Origin of the sequence: Rhodoferax sp. (assembly GCF_039922535.1) — a bacterium.
Classification (GTDB): domain Bacteria; phylum Pseudomonadota; class Gammaproteobacteria; order Burkholderiales; family Burkholderiaceae_C; genus Rhodoferax_B.
Genome location: NZ_JBDTEM010000270.1, coordinates 1 through 9,820 on the forward strand (window position 1 = coordinate 1; position 9,820 = coordinate 9,820).

The following is a 9,820-nucleotide window of genomic DNA, read 5'->3' on the forward strand; positions in this document are numbered from 1 at the left end:
CTCGGGCTGCCCGGCCGCCAGCCGCCGGAACACCAGCAGGTCGTACTGCGAGGTGTAGTCGTAGTGCGAGGGCAAATGCGCGTTCAGCAGGTCCGACACGTGCAGATCGACCAGCGTGTGGCCGCAGAGCTGCTGCAGCGTGGTCTGGAGGTGCGCCAGCTGGGTCTCAAACTCCCCGCGCGCGCAGGCGATCCAGACAAAGCCGCCGGGCACGGGGGCGGTGGGCAGGGCGGTGGCTTCCACCACGCTGGTGCCGACGATGGTGAAAATACGCATGCGGATAAATTTATAAGAAATAGGCCGCTAGCGCAGGTGGTGCCTGCGCAGGCAGCTATTATTTTAGGACTGCAACAGCCGGGCGGCATCCAGCGCAAAGTAGGTCAGCACGCCGTCTGCCCCGGCGCGCTTGAAGGCCATCAGGCTCTCCAGCACCACGCGGTCGTGGTCCAGCCAGCCATTCAAGGCGGCGGCTTTGAGCATGGCGTATTCGCCCGACACCTGGTAGGCAAAGGTGGGTACGCTGAATTCATCCTTCACCCGGCGCACGATGTCCAGATACGGCATGCCGGGCTTGACCATCACCATGTCCGCCCCTTCGGCGATATCCATCGCCACCTCGCGCAGGGCCTCGTCGCTGTTGGCGGGGTCCATCTGGTAGGTTTTCTTGTCGCTTTTGCCCAGGTTGGCGGCAGAGCCCACCGCGTCGCGGAACGGGCCGTAAAACGCGCTGGCGTACTTGGCGCTGTAGGCCATGATCTGGGTGTGGAGGTGGCCGTGGGCTTCCAGCGCAGCGCGGATGGCACCGATACGCCCGTCCATCATGTCGCTGGGGGCGACGATGTCCACACCCGCTGCAGCCTGGGCCAGGGCTTGCTGCACCAGCGCGGCAATCGTCAGTTCGTTGACGATGTAGCCGTTTTCATCCGGCAGGCCGTCCTGGCCGTGGCTGGTGTAGGGGTCGAGTGCCACGTCGGTCATCACGCCCAGCTCGGGGTAGTGCGCCTTGAGGGCGCGCACCACACGGGGGATCAGTCCGTCGGGGTTGAAGGCTTCTTCACCGCCGTAGGTTTTCAGCGCCGGGTCCACCACCGGGAACAGCGCCATCACCGGAATCTGCAGGCGCACGCACTCGGCCGCCACCGGTAGCAGCAGGTCCAGGCTGAGCCGCTCCACGCCGGGCATGGAGGCCACGGTCTCGCGGCGGTTCTCGCCGTCGAGCACAAACACCGGGTAGATCAGGTCGTGGGCGGTGAGTGTGTTTTCGCGCACCAGGTTGCGGCTGAAGGCGGTGCGGCGCAGGCGGCGTGGACGGCCAGCAGGGTAGGGGGCAAAGGTAGTCATGCCCAAAATTGTGCCCCATCCGCAGAATCCCTATTGAAGCGGCATGGGGGCTTTGATAAATTGCTGGTGGGGCGGCTTGCCGTCCTCCCGCTTTACCTCCCTGAGCGGGGCCTTACGGTGGCAACACCCGCAGGCTTAACGCCCCGGCCTGATGGTCGGGGCATTTTTTTTAGGCGCTGCAATCGTTACATGCCGGGCCTACACTCCCGCCATGCTCTGGATCAAAGCCCTTCACATCGTTTTCATTGCCAGCTGGTTCGCTGGTCTGTTCTACCTGCCGCGCATTTTTGTGAACCTGGCGATGGTCTCGCCCGGCTCCCTGGCCGAGCGGGAGCGGCTGCTGCTGATGGCGGGCAAGCTGCTGCGTTTCACCACCATCCTGGCGGTTCCTGCGCTGGCGTTCGGTGCCTGGTTGTGGCTGGGCTACGGCATCGGGCGCGGGCCGGGCAATGCCTGGATGCATGCCAAGCTGACCTTGGTGCTGCTGGTCATCGGCTATCACCACGGCTGCGCGGTGTTGCTGCGCAAAATGCGCGCCGGTGCACCCATGCGCAGCCACCAGTGGTACCGCTGGTTCAACGAGGTGCCGGTGCTGCTGCTGCTGGCCATCGTGGTGCTGGTGGTCGTCAAACCCTTCTAAGCACGCGGTGCAGCATGCACAAAACCTCGGCTTGGCCGCTTTCTTGGCTGTATGTGGGGCTGGTGCTGTACGCCAGCCTGTACCCGTTTTCCGGCTGGCGCGACCAGGGGATTTCGCCCTGGTTTTTTGTCACCGCGCCGCTGCCCAAGTACTGGACCGGGTTCGATGTGGCCATCAACGTTGCCGGTTACGCGCCGCTGGGCTTTTTGTTCGCCCTCAGCGCCCTGCGCACCGGGCGCGACCGGGCTCCGGTGCTGGCCGCCACGCTGGCTGCGTGCCTGCTGTCGCTGGCCATGGAGACCCTGCAAAGCTACTTGCCGGTGCGGGTCCCGTCCAACGTCGATTGGGGGCTGAATACCGCGGGTGCCTTGCTGGGCGCAGTGACCGCGTCGCTGCTAGAGCGTTTTGGGGCTATCGACCGCTGGAGCCAGTTCCGCACCCGCTGGTTTGTGGCCGATGCGCGGGGCGAGCTGGTGCTGCTGGCGCTGTGGCCGGTGGCCTTGCTGTTCCCGGCGGCCGTACCACTGGGCCTGGGCCAGGTGCTGGAGCGGCTGGAGGCGGCCCTGGCCGATGCGTTGGAGGACACGCCGTTTCTCGACTGGTTGCCGGTGCGCGATGTGGAGCTGCAACCGCTGGTGCCCAGTGCCGAATTGCTGTGCGTGGTGCTGGGGGTGCTGATTCCCTGCCTGCTGGGCTACTGCGTGGTGCGCCAGGTGCGCCAGCGGGCGGTGTTTGCGCCGCTGGTGGTGGCGCTGGGCCTGGGCGTGGCGGCTTTGTCTGCCGGACTGAGCTATGGCCCGGCCCATGCGCTGGACTGGTTGAGCCTGCCGGTGCAGGTCGGCCTGTGGGCCGGGCTGCTGTTGGCCGGTGCGCTGGTGTGGCTGCCGCGCCGTGTCTGCGCCCCGTTGGTGCTGCTGGCTTTGGCGGTGCACGTCAGCGTGCTGAACCAGGCCCCCACCAGCGCCTACTTTGCACAAACTTTATACACCTGGGAGCAGGGCAAATTCATCCGTTTCCAGGGCATCGTGCAGTGGCTGGGTTGGTTGTGGCCGTACGCGGCGATGGTGGTGGTGGTGGGCCGCATCGCCCGGTCCGCCCCCGAGAAAACTAAAATAGCGGCATGACTGACACCACCCCCGCTGACGCACCGGCACCGTCGTACTACGGCCGCCACATCTTCTTTTGCCTGAACGACCGCACCAACGGCGAAGACAGCTGCGCCCACCATAACGCCCAGGCCGGTTTCGACCGCTGCAAGGCGCTGGTGAAGAAGGCCGGCCTGTCCGGCCCCGGCCAGGTGCGCGTCAACAAGGCCGGTTGCCTGGACCGCTGCGCCGCCGGGCCGGTGGCCGTGGTCTACCCCGAAGCCGTTTGGTACAGCTTTGTGGACGAGAGCGATATCGACGAGATCGTCGAGTCGCACCTCAAGAACGGCCAAGTGGTGGAGCGCCTGGTAACTCCCGCGCACCTGGGTCGTTAAATTTAAGCTTTTTATGCCGTTAGCGCAGGTAGCACCTGCGCGGGCAGCTATTAATTTGGTAGTAATCCCGTGAATGCATCCACCCAGCGTTTGACTTTGGCCGGTGCCGCAGGCGCGATCGAAGCCGTCATCGACCACCCCGAGGGCACGCCGCGCGGCGTGGCCGTCATCGCCCATCCGCACCCGCTGTTTGGCGGCACCATGGACAACAAAGTGGTGCAGACCATCGCCCGCGCCTTTGTGCAGGCGGGCTGGAGCGCGCTGCGCTTCAACTTCCGTGGTGTGGGTGCCAGCGCAGGCGTGCACGACGAGGGCCGGGGCGAGCTGGACGACCTGCTGGCCGTGGTGGCGCAGGCCGCGCCCGCCGACCAGCCCTTGGCGCTGGCGGGCTTTTCGTTTGGTGCCTTTGTGACCAGCCATGCCGTGACCGCGCTGTGGGCGGCCCGCCCGGTACAGAAGCTGGTGTTGGTCGGCACTGCCACTTCGCGCTGGACGGTGGCCACCCTGCCGCCCGAGTTGCACGAGCGCACCTTGACCGTGCACGGCGAGCTGGACGACACCGTGCCGCTGGCCTCGGTGATGGACTGGGCGCGGCCACAGATACTTCCGGTTACGGTCGTGCCCGCGGGCGGCCACTTCTTTCACGGACAATTGCCGCTGTTGAAAAACCTGGTGCTGCGCCACCTGCGTTCCTGAACACTTCCTGAACTTTTGGGCCCGTGTGCCGCTCGTACACGGGTTTTCCCCTTGCTCTGGTGATTGCATCACCCTAATTTGAACCCCCTCCCATGAAATATTTTTTACAGGCTGTTGCCGCGCCCGTGCTGGCTTCCTTTTCCCTGATTGCTGCCGCCCAAACGGTGGCAGGCCCCGAGATCGCCGCCAAGTCTTACATGGTGCTGGACGTGACGGCCAACCAGGTTTTGCTGGAAAAAGACATCGACATGGCCGTCGAACCGGCCTCGCTGACCAAGCTGATGACCGCCTATCTGGTGTTTGACGCGCTGCGCACCAAGAATATCACGCTGACGCAAACCCTGCCCGTCAGCATCAAGGCCTGGAAGATGCCTGGTTCGCGCATGTTCATCGACCCGAAGATGCAAGTGCCGGTAGAAGACCTGATCAAGGGCATGATTGTCCAGTCGGGCAACGATGCGACGATGGCGCTGGCCGAAGGCGTGGGCGGCACGTCCGAGCATTTCGTCGAAATGATGAATGCGCAGGCCAAGGTCTTGGGCATGAAGGCCACCGGCTACCGCAACCCCGAAGGCTTGACCGAAGCCGGCCACACCACCACGGCCCGCGACCTGAGTATTTTGGCCACCCGTTTGATGCACGACTTCCCCGAGTACGCGCACTACGACGGCATGAAGCAGTACCACTATCCTGGCACGCCCGTCAGCAACCAAAACAACCGCAACGGCCTGCTGTTCCGCGACCCCACGGTGGATGGCCTCAAAACCGGCCACACCGACGCGGCGGGCTACTGCCTGATCGCCACCGCCAAGCGCGACTTCCCTAACGTCGGCAGCCGCCGTCTGCTGACCATCGTGCTGGGAACGTCCAGCGAAAACGCCCGCCTGAACGAATCGCAAAAACTGCTGAACTGGGGCTACACCGCCTACGAGGGTGTGAAGCTGTTCGATGCCAACCAGGCCGTGGCCACGCCGAATGTCTGGAAGGGCACAACTCCGACCATGAAGCTGGGCCGTCCGGACGCCATCGTGGTGGCTGTGCCGTCGGGCAACGCCGCCAAGGTCAAAACCGAGATCCAGCGCCCCGATCCGCTGGTGGCCCCTTTCACCAAGGGCCAGGCCGTGGGTTCGCTGAAGGTCACTTTGGGCGAACAAACCCTGTTGACGGTGCCGCTGGTGGCGCTGGACGGCGTCGAGCAGGCTGGTATTTTGGGCCGCGCCTGGGATTCAATCCGTTTGTGGATCAAGTAAATCGGATAAGTGAGCGCATGCACACATTGAATATGCGTGCACTCATTGCGCTCATCCAGCCGAAAAGCTATACTTGAAGGCTTTTCGGAAACTTCCGAAGGGATTCACGTTTTCTGTTAGTTTTAAACGTTTAGGGACGTTTTCTTTGTCAAGGAGGCTTTAGTGCCAACCATTAACCAGCTAGTACGTCAGGGGCGCGAGGTCGAAACGATCAAGTCCAAGAGCCCTGCGATGCAAAATTCTCCGCAACGCCGTGGCGTTTGCACCCGCGTCTACACCACGACGCCTAAAAAGCCTAACTCCGCTCTGCGTAAGGTTGCCAAAGTGCGCCTGACCAACGGTTTTGAGGTCATTTCCTACATCGGCGGCGAAGGCCACAACCTGCAAGAGCACAGCGTAGTGCTGGTGCGCGGCGGCCGGGTCAAGGATTTGCCCGGTGTGCGTTACCACATCGTGCGCGGTTCGCTCGATTTGCAAGGCGTGAAAGACCGCAAGCAGTCGCGTTCCAAGTACGGCGCTAAGAAGCCAAAGGCCAAGTAAATTGTCCTGAGCCAAAGGCTAAGTAAGCCCTGGTTTCAAGTTAGTAAAAGGTGTTGTCTCCCGCGTGGCGCGGTGATGCAACGTAGTGACCCGTGTTTTGGGTCGAGTAAGTGAAAACCAAAATGGTTTTTGCGGTGTCTACCAAGATGCCAACTGAAGCAATTAAGAGGTGAAAAAATGCCACGTCGTCGCGAAGTCCCTAAACGTGAAATCCTGCCGGATCCTAAGTTCGGCAATGTTGAGCTGTCCAAATTCATGAACGTGATCATGGAAGGCGGCAAAAAAGCGGTCGCAGAGCGCATCATTTATGGTGCCCTGGAGTTCATCGAAAAGAAGAACCCCGGCAAAGACCCAGTGGAAGCCTTCACCCTGGCGATCAACAACGTCAAGCCGATGGTCGAAGTGAAGTCCCGCCGCGTGGGCGGTGCCAACTACCAGGTTCCGGTCGAAGTGCGCCCTGTGCGTCGCTTGGCCCTGAGCATGCGTTGGCTGAAAGAAGCTGCTCGTAAACGTGGCGAAAAGTCCATGTCCCTGCGTTTGGCTAACGAGCTGATGGAAGCCACCGAAGGCCGTGGCGGTGCGATGAAGAAGCGTGACGAAGTTCACCGTATGGCTGAAGCCAACAAGGCTTTCTCGCACTTCCGCTTCTAAGCCCATCCTCGGTCGACAAGCCCGTTCCATCCGATTTTGGATGGCGGGCTTGTTGCCATTAACGAAAGAGAACTATGGCTCGCCATACCCCTATTGAGCGTTACCGCAACATCGGTATCTCCGCGCACATTGATGCCGGCAAGACCACCACCACCGAACGCGTCCTTTTTTACACCGGCGTGAACCACAAGATTGGTGAAGTCCATGATGGCGCGGCCACCATGGACTGGATGGAGCAAGAGCAAGAGCGTGGCATCACGATCACTTCTGCGGCCACCACCTGCTTCTGGAAAGGCATGGCTGGCAATTTTGATGAACACCGCATCAATATCATTGATACCCCTGGCCACGTTGACTTCACCATTGAAGTTGAGCGTTCGATGCGCGTACTGGACGGCGCTGTGATGGTGTACGACGCCGTTGGTGGCGTGCAGCCCCAGTCCGAAACCGTCTGGCGTCAGGCGAACAAATACAAAGTGCCTCGCTTGGCTTTCGTCAACAAGATGGACCGTACCGGTGCCGACTTCTTGCGCGTTCGCGAAATGATGATTCTTCGCCTGAAGGCGAATCCCGTTGCGATTCAGATCCCTATCGGTGCTGAAGAGAACTTCAAGGGCATCGTGGACCTGGTCAAGATGAAAGCCATCATCTGGGACGAAGACAAGGGTGTCACCTTCACCTACAACGATATTCCTGAAAGCTTGGCTGCCGTGTGCGCCGAGTACCGCGAAAAATTGGTGGAAGCAGCAGCTGAAGCCAGTGAAGAGCTGATGAATAAGTACCTCGAAGGCGAGGCACTGACTGAACAAGAAATCAAGGCCGCCATCCGTCAGCGTACGATCGCTGGTGAAATCCAGCCGATGTTGTGTGGTTCTGCGTTCAAGAACAAGGGCGTACAGGCCATGCTTGACGCGGTCATCGAGTACATGCCTGCGCCTACGGACATTCCACCCGTGAATGGCCTGGACGAAGACGATGGTGCGATTACCCGTAAAGCTGACGACAATGAAAAGTTCTCGGCATTGGCATTCAAGCTGATGACCGATCCGTTTGTCGGCCAGTTGACCTTTGTGCGTGTCTACTCTGGCGTGCTGAAAAAGGGCGACACGATCTACAACCCGGTTCGTGGCAAAAAAGAACGCATCGGCCGTATCGTGCAAATGCACGCCAACAACCGAGAAGAAGTCAGCGAAATTGTCGCTGGTGACATCGCCGCTTGTATCGGATTGAAAGATGTGACCACGGGCGAAACCCTGTGCGATCCGTCGGCGATCATCACCTTGGAGCGCATGGTGTTCCCTGAGCCGGTGATTACCCAGGCCGTGGAACCTAAAACCAAGGTGGATCAGGAAAAAATGGGCATCGCTTTGCAGCGTCTGGCCCAGGAAGATCCTTCATTCCGCGTCAAGACCGACGAAGAGTCAGGCCAGACCCTGATCGCCGGTATGGGCGAGTTGCATCTGGAAATTATTGTCGACCGCATGAAGCGTGAGTTCGGTGTGGAAGCCAACGTCGGGAAGCCACAAGTTTCCTACCGCGAAACCATCCGCAAGACCGTGGAAGATGCCGAAGGCAAGTTCGTGCGCCAGTCCGGCGGTAAGGGCCAGTACGGCCACGTGGTGCTGAAGATTGAGCCCAATGAACTCGGCAAAGGCATTGAGTTTGTGGACGCGATCAAGGGTGGTGTGGTTCCTCGCGAATACATTCCGGCCGTGGAAAAGGGCATCAACGAAGCCGTCACGCAAGGCGTGCTGGCTGGTTACCCGGTGGTTGATGTGAAGGTCACACTGCACTTCGGTTCTTACCACGACGTGGACTCGAACGAACTTGCATTCAAGATGGCCGCCATCTTCGGTTTCAAGGAAGGTTGCCGCAAGGCGGGCCCCGTGATTCTGGAGCCAATGATGTCTGTGGAAGTTGAAACGCCAGAAGACTACGCCGGTAACGTGATGGGTGATCTGTCCTCACGCCGCGGCATGGTCCAGGGTATGGAAGACATGGTTGGTGGCGGCAAGGCCATCAAGGCCGAAGTGCCTCTGTCGGAAATGTTTGGTTATTCCACCACGCTGCGTTCCATGTCTCAAGGACGTGCCACGTACACGATGGAATTCAAGCATTACTCGGAAGCTCCACGTAACGTGTCCGAAGCCATCATGGCTTCCCGCGCCAAGTAAAAAAGTTTGTGAAGCGGGTCTGGTTGCGAAAGCAGTCTGGTCCGCTTCTCATGGTCCCCCTGTCTGCGATGGTGTGCCACCTTGTGCCCGTGCGAGGTGATCCAGCAACACTGTGCAGACATTAAACCTGACACGGGAAATAGCTCTTTGGAGAATTGAAAAATGGGAAAAGAAAAGTTCACACGTACCAAGCCCCACGTCAATGTGGGCACGATCGGCCACGTTGACCATGGCAAAACCACACTGACCGCCGCCATCACGACCGTGCTGGCAGCCAAGTTCGGTGGTACCGCCAAGGGTTACGACCAAATCGATGCGGCACCTGAAGAAAAAGCGCGCGGTATTACCATCAATACCGCCCACGTCGAATACGAAACCGCCAACCGCCACTATGCCCACGTGGACTGCCCAGGCCACGCTGACTATGTGAAGAACATGATCACCGGTGCTGCCCAGATGGACGGTGCTATTTTGGTGTGCTCGGCTGCTGACGGCCCTATGCCCCAGACCCGCGAACACATCCTGTTGGCCCGCCAAGTTGGCGTGCCCTACATCATCGTGTTCCTGAACAAGTGCGACATGGTGGACGACGCCGAACTGCTCGAACTCGTTGAAATGGAAGTGCGCGAGCTGCTCGATAAATACGACTTCCCTGGCGACGACACCCCCATCATCCACGGCTCGGCTAAGCTGGCCATGGAAGGCGACAAGGGTCCTCTGGGCGAAGAAGCCATCATGAAGCTGGCCGAAGCACTCGACACCTACATCCCCATGCCTGAGCGTGCGGTGGACGGCGCATTCCTGATGCCTGTAGAAGACGTGTTCTCGATCTCTGGCCGTGGCACCGTGGTGACCGGTCGTGTTGAGCGCGGTATTGTCAAGGTGGGTGAAGAAATCGAAATCGTCGGTATCACCGTGACCCAAAAGACCACCTGCACCGGCGTGGAAATGTTCCGCAAGCTGCTGGACCAAGGCCAAGCTGGCGACAACGTCGGCATCTTGCTGCGCGGTACCAAGCGTGAAGACGTGCAACGCGGCCAAGTGCTGT

The 9,820-nt window shown here is 60.4% G+C and carries 10 protein-coding genes and 1 pseudogene; 9 read left to right on the forward strand and 2 right to left on the reverse strand.

Annotated elements, in window-relative coordinates; all coding sequences use genetic code 11:
• Both ABI213_RS12410 and hemB read right to left on the reverse strand, forming a co-directional pair.
• Positions 1–276, reverse strand: a pseudogene (locus ABI213_RS12410) (magnesium transporter CorA); the annotation flags it as partial.
• 63 nt (positions 277–339) lie between these two features.
• The gene (gene hemB, locus ABI213_RS12415) at positions 340–1,341 is read right to left on the reverse strand and encodes a porphobilinogen synthase (protein WP_348007479.1); all 1,002 of its coding nucleotides are present in this window, start codon (positions 1,339–1,341) and stop codon (positions 340–342) included.
• Positions 1,342–1,552: 211 nt separating this feature from the next.
• Here hemB and ABI213_RS12420 point away from each other — a divergent pair, with 211 nt between their 5' ends.
• The 9 genes from ABI213_RS12420 to tuf form a co-directional block, all read left to right on the forward strand.
• Positions 1,553–1,981, forward strand: a complete 429-nt coding sequence (locus ABI213_RS12420; RefSeq protein WP_348007478.1) for a CopD family protein — start codon at positions 1,553–1,555, stop codon at positions 1,979–1,981.
• Positions 1,982–1,995: 14 nt separating this feature from the next.
• Positions 1,996–3,105: a VanZ family protein gene (locus ABI213_RS12425; RefSeq protein WP_348007477.1), complete on the forward strand. Its 1,110-nt coding sequence runs from the start codon at positions 1,996–1,998 to the stop codon at positions 3,103–3,105.
• Positions 3,102–3,461, forward strand: a complete 360-nt coding sequence (locus ABI213_RS12430; protein WP_348007476.1) for a (2Fe-2S) ferredoxin domain-containing protein — start codon at positions 3,102–3,104, stop codon at positions 3,459–3,461. The genes ABI213_RS12425 and ABI213_RS12430 overlap by 4 nt, the downstream gene beginning before the upstream one ends.
• A 69-nt stretch (positions 3,462–3,530) precedes the next feature.
• Entirely contained in the window at positions 3,531–4,157 is a 627-nt protein-coding gene (locus ABI213_RS12435; RefSeq protein WP_348027317.1) for an alpha/beta hydrolase, read from the forward strand.
• A gap of 92 nt (positions 4,158–4,249) precedes the next feature.
• Positions 4,250–5,407, forward strand: a complete 1,158-nt coding sequence (locus ABI213_RS12440) for a D-alanyl-D-alanine carboxypeptidase family protein (RefSeq protein WP_348027319.1) — start codon at positions 4,250–4,252, stop codon at positions 5,405–5,407.
• Positions 5,408–5,569: 162 nt separating this feature from the next.
• Positions 5,570–5,947 carry a 30S ribosomal protein S12 gene (gene rpsL, locus ABI213_RS12445; RefSeq protein WP_011466063.1) on the forward strand — a complete coding sequence of 126 codons (378 nt, stop codon included), beginning with the start codon at positions 5,570–5,572 and terminating at the stop codon, positions 5,945–5,947.
• 177 nt (positions 5,948–6,124) lie between these two features.
• Entirely contained in the window at positions 6,125–6,598 is a 474-nt protein-coding gene (rpsG, locus tag ABI213_RS12450) for a 30S ribosomal protein S7 (protein ID WP_076196149.1), read from the forward strand.
• 74 nt (positions 6,599–6,672) lie between these two features.
• The gene (gene fusA / locus ABI213_RS12455) at positions 6,673–8,772 is read left to right on the forward strand and encodes an elongation factor G (RefSeq protein WP_348027323.1); all 2,100 of its coding nucleotides are present in this window, start codon (positions 6,673–6,675) and stop codon (positions 8,770–8,772) included.
• A gap of 162 nt (positions 8,773–8,934) precedes the next feature.
• The coding region (gene tuf, locus ABI213_RS12460; RefSeq protein ID WP_348027324.1) for an elongation factor Tu at positions 8,935–9,820 on the forward strand (886 nt) is incomplete at its 3' end.

Bases quoted from the DNA above. Each gene is read 5' to 3' on its own strand.
- ABI213_RS12430 (WP_348007476.1), top strand. From the start codon at position 3,102: ATGACTGACACCACCCCCGCTGACGCACCGGCACCGTCGTACTACGGC.
- ABI213_RS12440 (WP_348027319.1), top strand. From the start codon at position 4,250: ATGAAATATTTTTTACAGGCTGTTGCCGCGCCCGTGCTGGCTTCCTTT.
- ABI213_RS12420 (WP_348007478.1), top strand. From the start codon at position 1,553: ATGCTCTGGATCAAAGCCCTTCACATCGTTTTCATTGCCAGCTGGTTC.
- ABI213_RS12425 (WP_348007477.1), top strand. From the start codon at position 1,996: ATGCACAAAACCTCGGCTTGGCCGCTTTCTTGGCTGTATGTGGGGCTG.
- fusA (WP_348027323.1), top strand. From the start codon at position 6,673: ATGGCTCGCCATACCCCTATTGAGCGTTACCGCAACATCGGTATCTCC.
- rpsG (WP_076196149.1), top strand. From the start codon at position 6,125: ATGCCACGTCGTCGCGAAGTCCCTAAACGTGAAATCCTGCCGGATCCT.
- hemB (WP_348007479.1), bottom strand. From the start codon at position 1,341: ATGACTACCTTTGCCCCCTACCCTGCTGGCCGTCCACGCCGCCTGCGC.